Below are 17,192 nucleotides of genomic sequence, written 5' to 3' on the forward strand. Positions count from 1 at the left end.
CGTGTCCGATTCCCGGTCGAAGCGGGCCCTCTGCGAAGCAGAAGATTTGTTACTCCGCTTTCCAGTTCTTCGCTTTCGCGTTTCCCTTTCCGGCGGTTCCAACCTTACCAGACTCTTTTTCGTTTCCGTTTCCGGTCCGAATTTGATTCCGGTGGCCATTGGAAGGCCTTTGCCTTTCGGCTGATTCGACTTTATCAGAAGCATTTCCGCCGAGCTAATCGGCTTCATTGCTGGAGATAAGGGAATCAATGGCTCTGCGGAAACCCGGTTCCCGTTGAGAGCGAGGTACACATTAACAGTTGGGCTCGAACCTGTCCAGTCCGACTCAACCGTTTGAATCTACCTCCCCACGTCCACCATGTCAATGGTCTTCTGGGGCGAGGAGGAGACTAGCAGGTCAGCGGGGTCGTACGCACATCAGGCGGCGGCCGGGAGCTCGGCGCTTCGCTCGGTGGCGTCGAGGTCTCCTACTTCGCCGGCTCGGGCCGCGCGGCCGCCGAGTACGTGGACGTACGCGAGGAACGCCAGCTCGGCCGCGATACCGATGGCGATACGGGCCCAGGTGGGGAGACCCGAGGGGGTGACAAAGCCTTCGATCACGCCCGAGACGAACAGGACCAGGGCCAGACCGATGGCCATGCCGATGGCGGCTCGGCCTTGCTGCGCCAGGGCGGAGCGGCGGGTCTGCGGGCCGGGGTCGATGACCGTCCAGCCGAGGCGGAGGCCCGTACCGGCGGCAACGAATACCGCAGTGAGTTCGAGCAGGCCGTGCGGGAGGACGAGACCGAGGAAGGTGTCGAGGCGGCCGGCCGACGACATCAGGCCGATGCCCACTGCGAGGTTGACGACGTTCACGAAGAGGATCCAGATCACCGGGAAGCAGAGGAACGCCCCCAGGACCAGGCACATCGCGGCTGCCTGAGCATTGTTCGTCCAGACCTGGGCGGCGAACGAAGCGGCGGGGTGGCTGGAGTAGTACGTCTCGTACTCCCCTCCGGGGCTGGTCATGCGGCGGAGGTCGTCCGGGGCGGCGATCGCCGACTGGACCGCCGGGTGGGTGCCGATCCACCAGCCCATGAGTGCTGCCAGGAGCGTCGAGAGGACGGCCGTGGGTATCCACCAGTGTCTGGAGCGGTAGACCGCTGCGGGAAAGCCGACTGTCAGGAAGCGGGTGGCGTCGCGCCAAGTGGCCCGGCGGGTGCCCGTCACGGTGGACCGGGCGCGAGCCACGAGTTGGGTGAGGCGCGCGGTGAGCATCGGGTCCGGTGCACCGGACTGGATCAGTGAGAGATGGGTGGCTGTCCGCTGATAAAGAGCGACGAGTTCGTCGGCTTCGGTGCCGGTGAGACGGCGCCCGCGGTGCAGGAGGTGATCCAGGCGGTCCCACTCGGTGCGGTGGGCTGTCACGAAGACGTCGAGATCCATGGTCGGCTGCTGCTCCAGGCATGGGGGCGTACGGGTCCGTACTACTGCGGCGCGCTGCGGGTCAGCTTGGCAGACTGAGCTCCCGAGCGGCAGGGAAGATCGGCGAAGGGTGGGCAGCGATGAGTGAGCTTGTGACCGGGGACGCGGTCGTGCTGGGGCTGAGGCCGGCGAAACTGCCGAGTCGGGCGCTGGCTCTGGCGATCGATCTTTTCGTGGTGTGGACGGTGTTCATCCTGGTCTCGATCGGGCTGACCGTCGCGGCGGTGGCTCTGGACGAGGCGGCGCGTGCGGCCATTGCCGTCGCCACGTTTCTGCTCGTGCTGGTGGGCGGGCCCATCGCGGTGGAGACCCTCAGCCACGGCCGTTCGCTGGGGAAACTGGCGTGCGGACTGCGGGTGGTGCGGGACGACGGCGGGCCGATCCGGTTCCGGCACGCGCTGGTGCGCGGTGCGATGGGAGTCGTCGAGATTCTGATGACGCTCGGAGTCGTCGCATCCATCGCGTCGCTGGTGTCGGCGCGAGGGCGGCGGATCGGGGATGTCTTCGCGGGGACACTCGTCGTACGGGAGCGGGTGCCGGCGGGGCGGGGAGTCGCCGTGCCGCCTCCGCCGCCGTGGTTGGTCGGGCGGTTCGCCGGGCTTGATCTGTCGGCGGTGCCGGACGAGCTGTGGCTGGCGGTACGGCAATACCTGACGCGGATGAACCAACTCGATGCGGAGGTGGGGTGGTCGATGGCCACGCGGCTGAGTGGGGAACTGGCGGCGCGTACGGGGGTTCCCGTCCCGGAAGGGGTACCGGCTGCGGCGTATCTGACCGGCGTGGTGAACGAGCGGCAGGCGCGGGATGCGCGGCGGGTGTTCGCCGCAGCGCAGAGGGTTTCCCCGGGGGGCACGGGTCTGCCCGTGGACGGATGGAGCGGCGTGGAGGGCGCGGGGGGCGTGAAGACTGCGTCGGAACCTGCGGGCCGGGTGGCTCCTGTGGGGGCTGTCGGCCCTGAGGCCTCCGGGGTTTCCGAAGTCTCTGGGGTTCCTGGGGTTCCTGGGGTTCCTGGGGTTCCTGGGTCCCCAGTGCGGACTCCGGGTACTGGGTTTGCGCCGCCCGCCTAGCGAGGGGAGGGCGGGGATTCCAGGTCTTCGAGCTCGATGCCGGGGGCCGAGAGGACCACGTCGCCGGCGATGTGGATGGTGTGCTGTTCGCCCGTATCCAGGGCGCTGACCTGGTATTCGTCCACCATCAGGGGGCCACTGTCAGTGGCATGCGCTTCACTCTTCACCAGGGCCCAGGACTGGTCGACGGTACGGGGGGCAAGGACCGGGTCCGTGAAGGCGACGAGGCGGACGCGGGTTGCGGGGGAACGGGGGGTGAGGCGCAGCAGTCGTGAGGTCGCGACAAGGAAAGCGGGGGAAGTGCCGGTGAAGGCGTGGGCGCGGACATTGCCTTCGGTGGCATGAGTGCCGGTCGGGTCGGTGCGGACCCAGGTGACGCCTTCGAGGGCGGCTCCGCGGATCTGCCAGCTCGCGGCGTGGAGTTCGAGGCGAATGGGGCGGCCGAATTCGTCGAGGGTGAGGTCGACGGAGCCCAGGTGGTCCCCGGAGGGGGTGGTGGTCCGGGAGACGTAGCGCCAGCCGGAGGGGCCCGGGGCGCATTGGAAGTGTTCTTGCCCGAGGGGGGTGTGGTCGTGGGGATCGTGGAGCGAATAGCGGCCGCGGGGCATGGGGTCCTTCGGGTTCCTCGGGCTGTGCGGGAGGGGTACGACGCAGGCCCCCGACACGGGGGTGCGGGGGCCTGCGCTCGTATCTGCTGCTGAAGGTGGGGCCGGTCCGTCCGTCAGGGCGGTTCTGGACCGGTCATCGGCTGTGGTGATCGGCGCCGCCGACGGGCGGGATCAGTGCCGGATCAGTAGCGGTAGTGGTCGGGCTTGTACGGACCCTCGACCTCGACACCGATGTAGGCGGCCTGCTCGGGGCGGAGCGTCGTGAGCTTGACGCCGAGCGCGGCAAGGTGGAGGCGGGCGACCTTCTCGTCGAGGTGCTTGGGCAGCACGTAGACGTCGGTCGGGTACTCCTCGGGCTTGGTGAAGAGTTCGATCTGGGCCAGGGTCTGGTCCGCGAACGAGTTGGACATCACGAACGAGGGGTGACCGGTGGCGTTGCCCAGGTTCAGCAGGCGGCCCTCGGACAGCACGATGATGACCTTGCCATCGGGGAACGTCCACGTGTGGACCTGCGGCTTGACCTCGTCCTTGACGATGCCCTCGATCTTGGCGAGACCGGCCATGTCGATCTCGTTGTCGAAGTGGCCGATGTTCCCGACGATCGCCTGGTGCTTCATCTTGGCCATGTCAGCGGCCATGATGATGTCCTTGTTGCCCGTCGTGGTGACGAAGATGTCGGCCTGGGCGACGACGTCGTCGAGGGTGGCGACCTGGTAGCCGTCCATCGCCGCCTGCAGGGCGCAGATGGGGTCGATCTCAGTGATGATCACGCGGGCGCCCTGGCCGCGCAGGGACTCCGCGCAGCCCTTGCCCACGTCGCCGTAGCCGCAGACGACGGCGGTCTTGCCGCCGATGAGGACGTCGGTGGCACGGTTGATGCCGTCGATCAGGGAGTGGCGGCAGCCGTACTTGTTGTCGAACTTGGACTTGGTGACGGCGTCATTGACGTTGATCGCCGGGAAGAGGAGGGTGCCGTCGCGGTGCATCTCGTACAGGCGGTGCACACCGGTCGTGGTCTCTTCGGTGACGCCGCGGATCTCGGACGCCAGTTGGGTCCACTTCTGCGGGGACTCGCCGAGGGTGCGGTTCAGCAGGGTGAGGATGTGGCCGTACTCCTCGCTGTCCGCGGTCGACGGGTCCGGGGCCGCTCCGGCCTTCTCGAACTCGACGCCCTTGTGAACGAGGAGGGTGGCGTCACCACCGTCGTCGAGGATCATGTTCGGGCCGCCGGTGGGGGTGTTCGGCCAGGTCAGGGCCTGCTCCGTGCACCACCAGTACTCTTCGAGCGTCTCGCCCTTCCAGGCGAAGACCGGGACGCCGGCGGGGGCGTTCGGAGTGCCATTCGGACCGACGGCGATGGCCGCGGCGGCGTGGTCCTGGGTGGAGAAGATGTTGCAGGAGGCCCAGCGGACCTCGGCGCCGAGGGCGACCAGGGTCTCGATCAGCACGGCGGTCTGCACGGTCATGTGCAGCGAGCCGGTGATGCGGGCGCCGGCCAGCGGCTGCGAGGCGGCGTACTCCTTGCGGATCGACATCAGGCCGGGCATCTCGTGCTCGGCGAGCGTGATCTCCTTGCGGCCGAACTCCGCAAGGGAGAGGTCGGCGACCTTGAAGTCCTGTCGATTGGCGACCGTCGTCATAACGGGCTGCTCCTCGTAATGGGTGTCGAGGGTGGGTACGGCTGGCTCTGCGGCGGCGGGCACACGAATGCCCGGGCGCTCGCAGCGCAGTCGTCGGAGGCCCTCTCTCCCTCGCCCGGTCCGCAGGAGCGGAGCGGCCGACCGCCATCAGCAGCGACGTCTGACACTGTCATCGAATCTACACCGATGGGCCCGGTCGCTCCCAGCCCGCTCGGGGCCGGGAGCGGCAGGAAGCGGGATCGGGAGTGTCAGTGGCCGGAATCGGCCGGGCCGGCGTCGGGGGCATTCGGGGCCGTGGCCGGATTGGTGCCCGTGGCGGCGGCCGCTTCGTTGTAGATGTCCGGTTCCAGGTAGATGACCCGGGCGATCGGGACGGCTTCGCGGATGCGGGACTCGGCGGCGTTGATGGCGTTGGCGACCTCGGTGGCGGTGTCGTCGTGCTGGACGGCGATCTTCGCGGCGACCAGCAGTTCCTCCGGGCCGAGGTGGAGCGTACGCATGTGGATGATGCGGGTGACGGTTTCGCCGTCGACGACCGCGGCCTTGATCTTGTCGACCTGGTCGGTGCCGGCGGCCTCACCGAGCAGCAACGACTTCGTCTCGGCGGCGAGGACGATTGCGATGATGATCAGCAGGGTGCCGATGCAGAGGGTGCCGATGCCGTCCCAGACGCCGTCGCCGGTAGCGAGGGCCAGGCCCACACCGCCGAGGGCGAGGACCAGACCGATCAGGGCGCCGAGGTCCTCCAGGAGGACGACGGGGAGCTCGGGGGCCTTGGCCCGGCGGACGAACTGGGTCCAGGTGAGCTCGCCCCGGGTCTCGTTGGACTCCTTGATGGCGGTCCGGAAGGAGAAGCCCTCGGCGATGATCGCGAAGATCAGCACGCCGACCGGCCAGTACCAGGCTTCGATCTCGTGCGGGTGCCGGACCTTCTCGTAACCCTCGTACACCGCGAACATGCCACCGACCGAGAACAGGACGATGGAGACGAGGAAGGCGTAGATGTAGCGCTCACGGCCGTAGCCGAAGGGGTGCTGGGGGGTGGCTTCGCGCTGGGCCTTCTTGCCGCCGAGCAGCAGCAGCCCCTGGTTGCCCGAGTCGGCGATCGAGTGGACGCTCTCCGCGAGCATCGACGACGAGCCACTGAACAGGAACGCCACGAATTTGGCCACTGCGATCGCGAGGTTGGCGCCGAGCGCCGCCACGATGGCCTTGGTTCCGCCTGACGCACTCATGGGTGCCTGGTGTCCCTTCGTCAATGGTGCGGCCCTGGCGCCGCGGTACGGCCGGACATTGTTGCAGCCGCTGGTTCGGACGGTGCGTCAGGCCACCACTGTTGCACGGAACAGTGTGCCGGTACCGGACGCTTCGACCTTTTCGCCCGACGGCACGAAGACCGAGGCGCCGGGGGCGAGGCCGAGCGTGCCGACGCGCGGCGCACCGGCGGTGCAGAGCAGGATCTGGGGGGCGGACCTGGTCAGGTCCACGGGGGCGGCGCCGGGTGAGAGGTCGAAGCGCGACAGCCGGAATTCGTCGACCGGGGTCTCGTACAGTTCCTCGCCGGAGGGGGACGCCTCGGGGCGCAGGATGCCGGGGTCGGCCGCCTCGAAGCGGACGATGCCGAGGAGTTCGGGGACGTCGATGTGCTTGGGCGTCAGTCCGCAGCGGAGCACGTTGTCCGAGTTGGCCATGATCTCGACGCCGAGGCCGCCGAGGTACGCGTGCGGGACGCCGGCACCGAGGAACAGGGCTTCGCCGGGCTGGAGTTGTACGTGGTTCAGCAGCATCGCAGCGATGACACCCGGGTCGCCGGGGAAGTGGTGTGCGATGCGGGCGTACGGGGCGTGGGCACCGCCGAGGCGTTCGGCGGCGGCGGCCGCCGCGGTGACCGTCTCCGCCATCTCCGTAGGGTCGGCGGTGAGGATCGCCGTGAGGACCTCGCGGAGGGCCGCCTCCTCGGGGTGGGCGTCGAGCAGATCGACGTACGGCTTGAGGGAGTCGACGTCGAGCGCCGCCATCGCCTCGGCCGCCTCGCTGGGCCGGCGGAAGCCGCAGAGGCCTTCGAACGGAGTGAGCGCGCAGATCAGTTCGGGCTTGTGGTTGGCGTCCTTGTACGTGCGGTGGGGTGCGTCGATCGGGACGGAGCGGCGCTCCTCGTCCTCGTACCCCTTCTTGGCCTGCGCGAGGTCGGGGTGGACCTGGAGGGAGAGGGGTGCGCCCGCCGCGAGCAGCTTGAGGAGGAAGGGGAGGCGGGGGCCGAACTTCTCGACCGTCGCCGGGCCCAGTTCGCCCTCGGGGTCGGCGGCGATGATGTCGGTGAGGGGCTCCTCGGTGCCCGATATGCGGGTGAGGCGGGAGGGGGCTCCGGGGTGGGCGCCCATCCACATCTCGGCCTGGGGCTCGCCGGTGGGGGCGATGCCGAGCAGTTCGGGGATGGCCGTGGTGGAGCCCCAGGCGTAAGGGCGCACGGTGTTGGAGAGCCGGTCCATGGAGATTTTCGTCCTCGTGAGATGCGGGGATCGTGAGATGCGGGGATCGCGCGGTGGGGTGGAGCGGGTCAGGGGTGAGATGCCGACGCCAGGGACAGGTAGACGGCGGCGAAGTCGGTGACTGCGAGGAGTTCGGCGAGGGCTTCGAGTTCGGTGCCCTCTTCCGGCTCGAGTTCGCTGATCGCCGTGTCGTGGCCGAGGGCGAGTTCGCGGGCGGCCGGGGCGGCGCTCAGGCCGCCGGTGGGCCGGTCCCGGAGCAGGACGACCCGGGCGTGCAGGGGCTCCGTCTCGTCGACCCGGTCGCGGAAGAAGTCGTCGGGGTCGGCTCCGGCGGCAAAGCTGCCCGCCAGCAGCGCTCCGTGGGCCGGGAGCGCCTCGGGGAGTTCGGCGGCGAGGGCCGGGCGGCCGGACAGTTCGGCGAGGACGGCGGCGAAGCGTCGCCCGACCGGTCCTGCCGCGTCGCCCTCCGTCCAGATGAGGGGCAGGCTGTCGGCGAGTTCGGCGGCGAGGGTCTTCGCCGGGTTGCTGTATGTGGCGATGGCCGGGCCGCAGCGTTCGGCGGTGCGGTCGAGGCGGTCGGCGACGCCCTGCAGCGCCTCGGGGGTTGCGGTGACCAGGCCGACCCGGTCGAGCAGGGCGAGCAGCGGCGTGAACAGGGCCCAGAGCGTGCCGGGGCCCGCGGCCGACGTCTCGGCGTCGTACTCGCCGTGCGGGGCGGATGCCATCGGTACGACGAGGCCGTGCACCCCGTCGACCGCCTCGCGCAGCGGGGACCGGTGGGGGGCGACGGCGACGACCGTGCAGCCACGCCGGTACCCCTGTTCGGCGAGGAGAGCGAGGCCGGGTTCGGAGCCGTCGGCCGTGGCGATCAGCAGCAGGTCGACGGAGCCGGCCCAGCCGGGGAGCGTCCAGCGCATCGCGCCCGCGGCGGGTGCGACGCCGGAAGGAGAGATACGGGTGACGGGGGCCGAGGCGCCCGCCAGCGCGGAGATCAGGTCGGCGACGCCGGTTGCGGCGGTGCCGGAGCCGGCGACCATGACGGCGCGGGGCCGGCCCTCCGGGGTCAGTTCGGTGATCCCGGCCTCCGCGGCGTGCCGGGAGGCGGTGCGGACGCGCGCCCCGGCCTCGGCGGCGCCACGGAGCAGACCGCGGCGGTCGGCTCGGGCCAGTGCTTCCGGGGCGTCGAGCAACGACTCGTCGAGCATGGGGACGGGCCTCCGATCACGTGCTGCTCAGCGTGAGGTCTGCGGTGTACGGGGCGGGGCCGACGATGTGGCGCGTGGCGGCGGTCCCGTGACTCGCTGTTACGCGGGGCGGCGGGCCTCGTCGACGAGGAGGACGGGGATGCCGTCCCGTACCGGGTAGGCCAGGCCGCAGTCCGTGCCGGTGCAGACCAGCTCGGGGCTGTCGGCTGCCGAGCGGTCGTCCAGCGGCGAGTGGCAGGCCGGGCAGGCGAGGATCTCCAGGAGGCCGGCTTCGAGCGGCATGGGGTGGGTCCCTTCGGCATTCGAACGTGGTTGTTCGGTTCACGCGGATCAGGCGTCGTCAGCCTACCGCCGGGGTGGCGGGGGCGCGGCCTGGCCCGGCCCTGGTGGGGGTCCGCAGGGGTGCGGGTGCGGGGTGCGAGGTGGGGCAGGAGTGGGTGCAGGGGCGGGGCGGAGTGGGTGCAGAGGCTGGAGCGTGCAGCCCCCTGCCTGTCCCTTCCCGAAACAGGGGCTCCGCCCCGGACCCCGGTCCTCAAAAACCGGACGGGCTGAATGATCGCTCGGGACGAAAGGCTGAATGGTCGCTCGGGACGAAAGGGTGTCCTTATGCGCGGACCAGGGCCAGGACCTCGTCACGTACCGCCTTCATCGTCCCCGCGTCCCGGGCCTCGACGTTCAGGCGCAACAGGGGTTCCGTGTTGGAGGCCCGGAGGTTGAACCACCAATCCGATGCCGCGACCGTCAGACCGTCCAGTTCGTCGAGCGTGACGCCGTCGCGCGACTCGAAGGATGCGCGTACCGCCGCCGTGCGGGCCGGCTGGTCGTCGACCGTGGAGTTGATCTCGCCGGAGCCGGTGTAGCGGTCGTACTGCGCGACCAGATCGGAGAGCGGGCCCGGCTGGCCGCCGAGAGCGGCGAGGACGTGGAGGGCGGCGAGCATGCCGGTATCGGCGTTCCAGAAGTCGCGGAAGTAGTAGTGCGCGGAGTGTTCGCCGCCGAAGATCGCGCCGTGCTCGGCCATCTCCGCCTTGATGAAGGAGTGGCCGACGCGGGTGCGGACGGGGGTGCCGCCGTGTTCGCGGACCACCTCGGGGACCGACCAGGAGGTGATCAGGTTGTGGATGACGGTGCCCTTGCCGCCGTTGCGGGCGAGTTCGCGCGCCGCGACCAGGGCAGTGATCGCGGACGGGGAGACTCCCTCGCCGCGTTCGTCGACGACGAAGCAGCGGTCCGCGTCGCCGTCGAAGGCGAGGCCCAGGTCGGCGCCCTCGGCCAGCACCCGGGCCTGGAGGTCGACGAGGTTCTTCGGGTCGAGGGGGTTGGCCTCGTGGTTGGGGAACGTGCCGTCCAGTTCGAAGTACAGGGGGACGATGTCGAGCGGCAGTCCCTCGAAGACGGTGGGGACGGTGTGGCCGCCCATGCCGTTGCCCGCGTCGACCACGACCTTCAGCGGACGGATGGCCGTCAGGTCGACCAGGGACCGCAGGTGGGCCGCGTAGTCGGTGAGGGTGTCGCGGTCCGTGACGGTGCCGGGGGTGGTGACCGGCTGCGGTACGCCTTGCTCGGCCCATTTCTCGATCAGGGCACGGATCTCGGCGAGCCCGGTGTCCTGCCCGACTGGCGCGGCGCCCGCCCGGCACAGTTTGATGCCGTTGTACTGCGCCGGGTTGTGCGAGGCGGTGAACATCGCCCCGGGCAGACCCAGGCTGCCGGAGGCGAAGTACAGCTGGTCGGTGGAGCAGAGGCCGATCAGGGTGACGTCCGCACCGCGTGCCGCCGCGCCGCGCGCGAACGCCGCCGAGAGGCCGGGCGACGACGGGCGCATGTCGTGGCCGATCACGATCGCCTCCGCGTCCGCCACCTCGACGAATGCCGCCCCGAACTGCTCGGCCAGCGATTCGTCCCACTGGTTGGGCACGACTCCGCGCACGTCGTACGCCTTCACGATCTGCGACAGATCAGCAGCCACGGGCCGGTCCTCCTGAGATTTCTTCGGACCGCCCAAACTACCCGGCCGGGCCGCGGGCCCTCGGGGGGATGTCGTCGTTCGGTGGTCGACCGCTTCAGGAGTCGGGGGAGCGCAGGACCCGCAGGTGACCGCGGCGCGCGACCTCCATCGGGTCCGCGGCGTGCGGGCCGCCGCCTCTGGCCTCGGCCGCGCGGTCGTGCGGACGCGCTGCTTCCCGCACGGCGTTGGCGAGCGCTTCGAGGTCGTCACCGCTGGGGCGGGTGGGCACGGAGGGGTCGGCGAGCCGGACGACTTCCCAGCCGCGTGGCGCGGTCAGTCGCTCGCTGTGCTCGGCACAGAGGTCGTAGCAGTGGGGCTCGGCGTAGGTGGCGAGCGGGCCGAGGACCGCAGTCGAGTCGGCATAGACGTACGTCAGTGTCGCGACGGCAGGGCGGCCGCACGCGGTGCGCGAACAGCGACGTACAGGGCTCACGATGTTGGACGGTACCGCACTCTTGAGCGGGCTGCGACGACTCTCCCTCAGGTCACCCCACCGTGTCGCACTGTGACCTCCGGCACAACCGTCTTTCGGGCAACTGCCCTGACCTGCGCGGGAAGAGGGAAGCGCAGGTCGCAACGGCAACGATTTCGGTCACCACTCGGTACATAAGCTGTCAGTACATAGGAGAGCGGTGGTCGCGGACCGGGCCTGAAACGGGCTCAAGCTTGGCCGGAATGTTCAAGTGTGGACATGCCGCTGTGCTGTCGGTGACGGGCGATCCGCCTGCCCCGCAGAGGGTTACGCTGCGTCGGTGATGGACAGTTCTGTACCGCCGCCCCACCCGTCCGAGCCGCGGTCCGAGCCGCGACCGCGCCGTCGTGACCGCCACGGCCGCGGCATGCGCGGCCCCGTCGCCCCGCCCCAGGTGCCACTCTCGGCCACCAGGGCGGAGAACTTCCGTGATCTCGTACAGGACTCGGTGGAGCGGCTGGAGCGGCGCTGGCCTCAGCTGGCCGATGTCGACTTCATGGTCCTCGATGTGCCGGGGCCGCAGGAGGAGACCGTACCGCTGGGGCGTGCGGTGTCCGCGGAGAAGGACCGGCCCGCGCAGATCATCATCTACCGGCGACCCGTCGAGATCCGTACCAAGAACCGCGACGAGCGTGCGCTGCTGGTGCACGAGGTCGTGGTCGAGCAGGTCGCGGAGCTGCTCGGGCTGTCACCGGAGTCGGTGGATCCGCGGTACGGGCAGGACTAGGGCCTCTCGTTCGGATCACGCCGGGCTCGCGGGGTCCGGCATGATCCAAACGAAAGACCCCAGTGGTACGGGGAGGGGCCGACGCCGGCCCCTCCCCGTACCCGTTGCTCACTCGTCCAGGACCGAGAGGTCCTGTTCGGTGTCGGGTACCTCGACCGTTCCGCCGTCGTCCGGAAGCGTCTGCACCGTGAACATCGGGATCCCGCCCTCCGGAAGGGACAAGGTGCGCGCGGCATGGACCGGACCGCCCGACTCCGTCTCGATCGTCAGCGCGTAGCTGCCCTTGAGCCCGGCGGGTACCGGCGGGGTGACGGCGATCGTCGTACCGGCCTTGACCGTGTACGTCTGGACGGTCTGTTCGCCGCCCTCGCTGCCCGCGGAGGCCGTGACCTTCACCTTCCCGGTGGCGCCCGGAGCCGTAAGGGAGAGCGTCGAGCCCTTCGCCCGGTTGTCGGCCACGGTGGCCTGCGCGCCCACCGGTCCGGTCGCCGGGATGTACGCGACCTCCCGCTTGTCGCCGGTGCCCCGGACCACACGCAGCGCCGCCACCACCGGAGTGGCCCGTCCGCTCTCCGCCGGGGTCAGCAGCAGGGAGCCCGCTTCACCCCTCGTGACGTCCTTCAGGTCGACGCCTGCGGTCATGTTCGACTTGATGTGAAGATCCTCGTGTCCGGCCGGTGAGATCGCACCGTTCCTGCCCAGCAGCTTCACCTTCAGGTCGGCGTCGTCCTCGCCGGGGGCGAAGGCCACCAGCCGGACGTCCGTGGCGTCCGCCGGGATGCCAGGGAGGACGAGGGTGCCCGTCGGGTCGACGGAGGCGGCGAGCCAGTCGCTGCCGGTGTCGTCGCCCGCGGCCCTGACGACGGCGCCGACCCGGCCGGTACGCGTGGTGACATGAACGGTCACGTCGTCGGCCGCCTCGCTGGTCAGGGTGGAGATCAGGACCGGGACGCTGGACCTGGCCGGGACCGGGACGCCCTCCCCCGCATCGGACTTGAGCGAGCCGTCCGGTCCGTACAACTCGATGTCCGCCACCGCGGCCGTGTCGTCCGGATTGGTGAGGTGGACGTAGTCCTCGCGGGACTTCGCGGTGCTGGCGGCCGGGAACCAGAAGTTCGTGTCGGGTCCGGTGCAGCTGACCCCGAGCAGGCCGCGGGAGGCGCCCGCGCTGACCGTGGTGGTCTGCTGCGTGGTCCAGCCTGGGGCCAGAGCGCCGGTGGCGGTGCCGACCAGGGCGGGGGCGTCGGAGCCGGACGCCTCGGCGGTGGCCGGTGTGCCCGGCTTCTTGAGGGAGACGACGGGCTTGTCGGAGTCCGCCTTCTTGCTCTTGTCCTCCCTCCCGTCCGTCTCGGCGGTGGTGTCGTCGCCCGCGTCCGCCGTGGTGGAGACGGACGGCATCAGTTCGGCGGCGCCTGCCGCGCCGCCGCTGCCTGCCACCGGGGTGAAGGACGTGTACGTCGTCTCCGCGAGTTCCGAGAGGCCGGGCGCCGGGCAGAGCAGGCTGGACCGCTCCACCGGCAGTCGTGCGGCGGCCTTCGCCTCGCCTGCGTCCGCGCCGCCCGGCGCGGTGAGCGCGGCGAACCCGGTGACGGCGGCAAGGGCTACGGTGCCCGCGATGAGGGACAGGCTGGTGGACTTCACTCGGACTCGCCTCGCGATGCGTTACCGGTCGGCCACGGACTCGGGGCCGGGGCGGGGTTCTCGTCGGGGTTCTGCGGGTCGTACGGGGGCTGTGGTGTGTAGGGGGCCTGCGGGTCGTACGGGGGCTGTGGGGCGTACTGGCTGTACTGGCCCTGGTCGTACGCGCCCTGGTTCTGGTCGTACTGGCCCTGGTTGTACTGGCCCTGGTCCTGGTCGTACGCGCCCTGGTTCTGGTCGTACTGCTGCTGCGGGTAGCCGTACGGGTCGTACGCCGGGGTGGTGCCCCGCTGGTACGGATCGCCGGCGGGCGGCTGCTCGCCCTGGTACTGCGTGTAGTCGGCGCCCTGGTACTGCTGGGTGTCCCACTCGCCGTACTGCGGTTGCTGCGGTACAGGGGCGTACTGGCCGTCGTCGTCCGGTTGGGCGTACGGGTCCTGTACCGCGGACTGCTCGCCGTACGGGTCCTGCGCTTCGGACTGCTCGGTGTACGGGTCGGTCGTCTGCTGCGCGGGGATGCTCTCCCCTGCCTCGTCCGGTGTCGGCTCGGCGTCCTCGGATGCCGCCTCCGCCTCCGCGGCGGCGCGCAGCCTGCGCGCCCGGCGTCCCTCGCCCGCGACCGGCTCCGCCGGAACCGTCAGGTCCTCCTCGGGCAGGTCGTCGTCGATCTCCCTGCGGCGGCCCGGCAGGGCCAGGACCAGCAGGAGCACACCGAGCGCGGCCTGGGCCCAGATCCACGCGGTGTGGGTGATCGGCGTCTCGTACGTGAGGTCCAGCGTGCCGCCCTCGGCGGGCAACTCGAAGCCCTGTGCCCAACCGTCCACGGTCCTGGCGGTCAGTGCCCGGCCGTTCAGCGTGGCCTGCCAGCCGGCGTCTGCGGCGTCGGCGATCCGCAGAACGCGGCCGGAGCCGCCCGCGGGAATCTTGGAGTGCGCCTCGACCGGCCAGGAGCCGACGGGCAGCTGTTCGCCGCCGGTGCCGGACGGGACGATCATGATGCGGGCGACCTGACGGTCCACGCGCCACAGCGCGCTGCCGTCGAGCTGGCTCAGCCGGCTCAGACCCGGGGTCGCGTCGAGCACCCGGCTCATCTCGCGCGGCGCGCCGTCCCGTACGAGTACGTAACGGATGGCGAAGCCGCTGAGCTGGCTGCCCTGGTCGGCCCCCGAGCCCGCGACCAGGTTGGCGACCACCTTGTCCAGGTGGCTGTTGGAGCCGACTGACTCAGCCAGTTCCGCGTCGCCGAGCCGCGCGCCGGAGCCGCGGACCAGGGTGTATGCGACAGAGGCGGGCGAGGTGCCGCCCAGGACCAGGGTGCGTGGCTGGTCGCGGGTGCTGCTCTCCTCCGCGACGAACGCGGGGACCTGCACCGGGTCACGGCGCTCCAGCGGGCCCGCGGCGCCGCCGATCATCCAGCCGGCGGCGGCCAGCGCCGGGGCCAGCACTGCGGCGAGGGCGATCAGGGCGGCGACGGGCTGCCGCCAGCCGAAGCTGAGCTCGGCGACCCGTACCCGGGCGCCGTCCGCGCCGACGAGCGCGGCGGAGATCAGCGCGATGCCGTAGACGAGGGTGGCGGGCCCGGCCCAGCCGGAGCCGTTGGCGAGCCCGGCGAAGACCAGGGCGACGAGCGCGACGGCCCATGCGGCACGGATCGCGAACTGCCGCTCCCCGCGCAGCAGAGCGGCCAGCGCCGCGAACACGATGCCGAGCAGCAGCACGCCGCCCGCGGCCTTCGGGCCGCCGGGGCTGATCCCGAGCAGGTCGAGTGCGGAGGCCGTACCCGTACCGAAGTCCAGGCCCGCCTCGGTCAGGAACGACGAGGGGCTGCTGAGCAGCGACAGCGACCACGGCGCGAGGACCAGCAGCGGAGTGCCGATCGTGGCGAGGAAGCGGAGTCCGTAGGCGGCGATGTCGTCGCGGCGCAGCACGAGGACGCCGATGCCGAGGACGACAGCGAGCGGCCAGACGATGGGCGTGAAGGCCATCGCGAGGGTGAGGAGAAGGGTGTACGCCCAGGTGGCGCGCCAACTGCCGCGGGTGTCCCCATGGCCGCGCATCCCGCACGCGGAGACGGCGGCGCGGGCGACCAGCGGAAGCAGAATCGCCAGTACGGCGGTGCCGAGGCGGCCGGTCGCGAGGGCACCGGTCGCGGCGGGCAGGAAGGCGTACACGATGCTCGCCCAGGCCCGCAGCAGTCGTGATTCGAGGAGCGGGCGGGAGACGAAGTACGCGGTGAGTCCGGCGAGCGGGACCGAGCAGACGAGCAGCAGCGTGAGCGCGAAGCCGGTCGAGCCGAGGAACAGCGCGGACAGGGCGGAGATCACGGCAAGGTAGGGCGGTGCGGTCTGGGTGCCGCCGGTGCCGACCGGGTGCCAGCCGTCCGCGTACCGCCCCCACAGGTCGGAGACGTCCGCGGGTGCGGGCAGCAGCGCGCCGCCCGCCAGCGCGCCGCCGCCGAGGAGGCCGCGGCAGGCGACGAGGGAGACGAGGAGCAGGACTGCGAAGAGGACCGGGCCGGGCTTGCGGCCGATCCGCTTCAGCCGGGCGAACTGCTCGATCTCCAGGAAGTCGGCGTCGTCACCGCCCGGTCCGGACTCGACGGCGCCATGTCGTGAACCGCCGGAATCGGCGTCGGATCGGCTGCCGAAGTTTCCGGCGACCTGCTCGACGGTGGCGCGGACGGTCGCGCCGGGCGGCGGGAAGAGCCCGCGCAGCTCGGTCGCGTCCACGACGCCCTTGCCGCGCCTGCGGCGGGCCGCGAGGATCCTGCCGGGGCGCAGCAGGGTGCCCAAGAGTCCGGTGACCTCGTCGACTGCCTGGCCGGGCACCTTGCCGACCAGATAGGCCAGGGTACGGAGCAGGGTGCCGAGGACGAGCCGGAGCAGCACCCAGGGCAGCTGCTTGCCGCGGGCGTTGACGAGCATCGTGTAAACGGCACCGGCCTTGTCGACGCGGTGCGGGGAGGCGACGGAGCGTCCGGCGCAGTCGATGGGGCGGCGTTCCCGGGCGGATGCCTCGGCATGCCGTAGGACGGCGTCGGGGGCGACGAGGACCCGGTGTCCGGCGGCGTGCGCGCGCCAGCAGAGATCGACGTCGTCACGCATCAGCGGGAGCCGGCGGTCGAACCCGCCGAGTTCCTCCCAGATGTCACGGCGGATCAGCATGCCGGCGGAGGAGACCGAGAGCACGGTACGGACCTGGTCGTGCTGGCCCTGGTCCTGCTCGCGGCGGTCGAGTCCGGTCCAGCGGCGTCCGCTGTTGGCGATGGAGACGCCGACTTCGAGGAGCTGCTTGCGGTCGTACCAGCCGCGGAGTTTGGGGCCGACGATCCCGGCATGGTGGTCGGTCTCGACGACGCGCAGCAGCTCGGCGAGCGCGTCCGGCTCGGGTGCGCAGTCGTCATGGAGCAGCCAGAGCCACTGCACTGGTTCGCCGTGCGGCAGTTCGGGCAGGTCGTACGCGTCGTCGCGCCAGCTCCTGGTGACCGGGTCCCAGCCACTGGGGCGCTTCAGGTACGGCAGATCCTCGGGCGTGAGTTCACCGGCCGTGCGAACCGCCTCGTCGACGGCCGTACCGAAGCTCGTACGACGTGCGAGGTGCAGGACACGCTCGGCGCCGAGCGCGTCGGTGACCAGCCGCGCCGAGTCGTCGGCGGAGCCGGTGTCGGCGGCGACGACCTGCTGTACGGGACGTTCCTGCCCGAGCAGCCCGGCCAGCACGGCGGGCAGCCAGCGGGCGCCGTCGTGGGCGACCAGCACGGCGGTGACGACGTGCCGGGGGAACTCTGGGGCGGCGGCGGCCGCGTACGGCGCCGTCGATTGGCTGTGCACGGACATCGAGGTACGGGCCCTCCGGCCGGGTCCGGGGGGGCGTC

14 protein-coding genes are annotated in these 17,192 nt (G+C 71.0%); 3 read left to right on the plus strand and 11 right to left on the minus strand.

All coding sequences use genetic code 11. The annotated features are described in order from the left end of the window. On the plus strand, positions 1 to 184 hold a 184-nt coding region (locus AB0I23_RS17020), incomplete at its 5' end, for a hypothetical protein (RefSeq protein WP_359109979.1). A gap of 233 nt (positions 185 to 417) precedes the next feature. On the opposite strand, the gene AB0I23_RS17025 is transcribed toward AB0I23_RS17020, so the two are convergent. Continuing rightward, positions 418 to 1,425 carry a stage II sporulation protein M gene (locus AB0I23_RS17025; RefSeq protein ID WP_359109980.1) on the minus strand — a complete coding sequence of 336 codons (1,008 nt, stop codon included), beginning with the start codon at positions 1,423 to 1,425 and terminating at the stop codon, positions 418 to 420. A gap of 119 nt (positions 1,426 to 1,544) precedes the next feature. Between AB0I23_RS17025 and AB0I23_RS17030 the strand changes: the two genes are divergently transcribed. Next, positions 1,545 to 2,531 (plus strand): RDD family protein, encoded by a 987-nt coding sequence (locus AB0I23_RS17030; RefSeq protein WP_359109982.1) that lies wholly within the window; start codon positions 1,545 to 1,547, stop codon positions 2,529 to 2,531. On the opposite strand, the gene AB0I23_RS17035 is transcribed toward AB0I23_RS17030, so the two are convergent. The 8 genes from AB0I23_RS17035 to AB0I23_RS17070 all read right to left on the minus strand — a co-directional run bounded on the left by AB0I23_RS17035 (position 2,528) and on the right by AB0I23_RS17070 (position 10,914). Beyond that, on the minus strand, positions 2,528 to 3,139 hold the full coding sequence (locus AB0I23_RS17035) for a hypothetical protein (RefSeq protein ID WP_359109984.1): 612 nt from the start codon (positions 3,137 to 3,139) through the stop codon (positions 2,528 to 2,530). The genes AB0I23_RS17030 and AB0I23_RS17035 overlap by 4 nt on opposite strands. A 182-nt stretch (positions 3,140 to 3,321) precedes the next feature. Beyond that, positions 3,322 to 4,779, minus strand: coding sequence for an adenosylhomocysteinase (gene ahcY / locus AB0I23_RS17040; RefSeq protein ID WP_359109986.1), 1,458 nt, complete (start codon positions 4,777 to 4,779; stop codon positions 3,322 to 3,324). 248 nt (positions 4,780 to 5,027) lie between these two features. Then, positions 5,028 to 6,014, minus strand: a complete 987-nt coding sequence (locus tag AB0I23_RS17045; RefSeq protein ID WP_359109988.1) for a cation diffusion facilitator family transporter — start codon at positions 6,012 to 6,014, stop codon at positions 5,028 to 5,030. Positions 6,015 to 6,101: 87 nt separating this feature from the next. Beyond that, positions 6,102 to 7,268 carry a mannose-6-phosphate isomerase, class I gene (gene manA, locus AB0I23_RS17050; RefSeq protein ID WP_359109990.1) on the minus strand — a complete coding sequence of 389 codons (1,167 nt, stop codon included), beginning with the start codon at positions 7,266 to 7,268 and terminating at the stop codon, positions 6,102 to 6,104. Positions 7,269 to 7,336: 68 nt separating this feature from the next. Continuing rightward, complete coding sequence (locus AB0I23_RS17055; RefSeq protein WP_359109992.1) at positions 7,337 to 8,473, minus strand: SIS domain-containing protein; 1,137 nt, start codon at positions 8,471 to 8,473, stop codon at positions 7,337 to 7,339. A gap of 99 nt (positions 8,474 to 8,572) precedes the next feature. Then, complete coding sequence (locus AB0I23_RS17060) at positions 8,573 to 8,755, minus strand: Trm112 family protein (protein WP_030927015.1); 183 nt, start codon at positions 8,753 to 8,755, stop codon at positions 8,573 to 8,575. 322 nt (positions 8,756 to 9,077) lie between these two features. Continuing rightward, positions 9,078 to 10,442, minus strand: coding sequence for a phosphomannomutase/phosphoglucomutase (locus AB0I23_RS17065; RefSeq protein ID WP_359109995.1), 1,365 nt, complete (start codon positions 10,440 to 10,442; stop codon positions 9,078 to 9,080). 94 nt (positions 10,443 to 10,536) lie between these two features. Continuing rightward, entirely contained in the window at positions 10,537 to 10,914 is a 378-nt protein-coding gene (locus AB0I23_RS17070) for a DUF3499 domain-containing protein (protein ID WP_359109997.1), read from the minus strand. 322 nt (positions 10,915 to 11,236) lie between these two features. On the opposite strand from AB0I23_RS17070, the gene AB0I23_RS17075 reads away from it, so the two are divergent. Continuing rightward, complete coding sequence (locus AB0I23_RS17075; RefSeq protein ID WP_078840371.1) at positions 11,237 to 11,680, plus strand: metallopeptidase family protein; 444 nt, start codon at positions 11,237 to 11,239, stop codon at positions 11,678 to 11,680. A gap of 108 nt (positions 11,681 to 11,788) precedes the next feature. On the opposite strand, the gene AB0I23_RS17080 is transcribed toward AB0I23_RS17075, so the two are convergent. After that, positions 11,789 to 13,321, minus strand: coding sequence for a DUF5719 family protein (locus AB0I23_RS17080; protein WP_359109999.1), 1,533 nt, complete (start codon positions 13,319 to 13,321; stop codon positions 11,789 to 11,791). After that, positions 13,318 to 17,154, minus strand: coding sequence for a glycosyltransferase (locus AB0I23_RS17085; RefSeq protein ID WP_359110001.1), 3,837 nt, complete (start codon positions 17,152 to 17,154; stop codon positions 13,318 to 13,320). Before AB0I23_RS17085 ends, AB0I23_RS17080 begins: the two co-directional genes overlap by 4 nt. Between the last annotated feature and the right edge of the window lie 38 nt (positions 17,155 to 17,192).

It is taken from the genome of Streptomyces atratus, from assembly GCF_040655115.1.
Taxonomy (GTDB): domain Bacteria; phylum Actinomycetota; class Actinomycetes; order Streptomycetales; family Streptomycetaceae; genus Streptomyces; species Streptomyces atratus_D.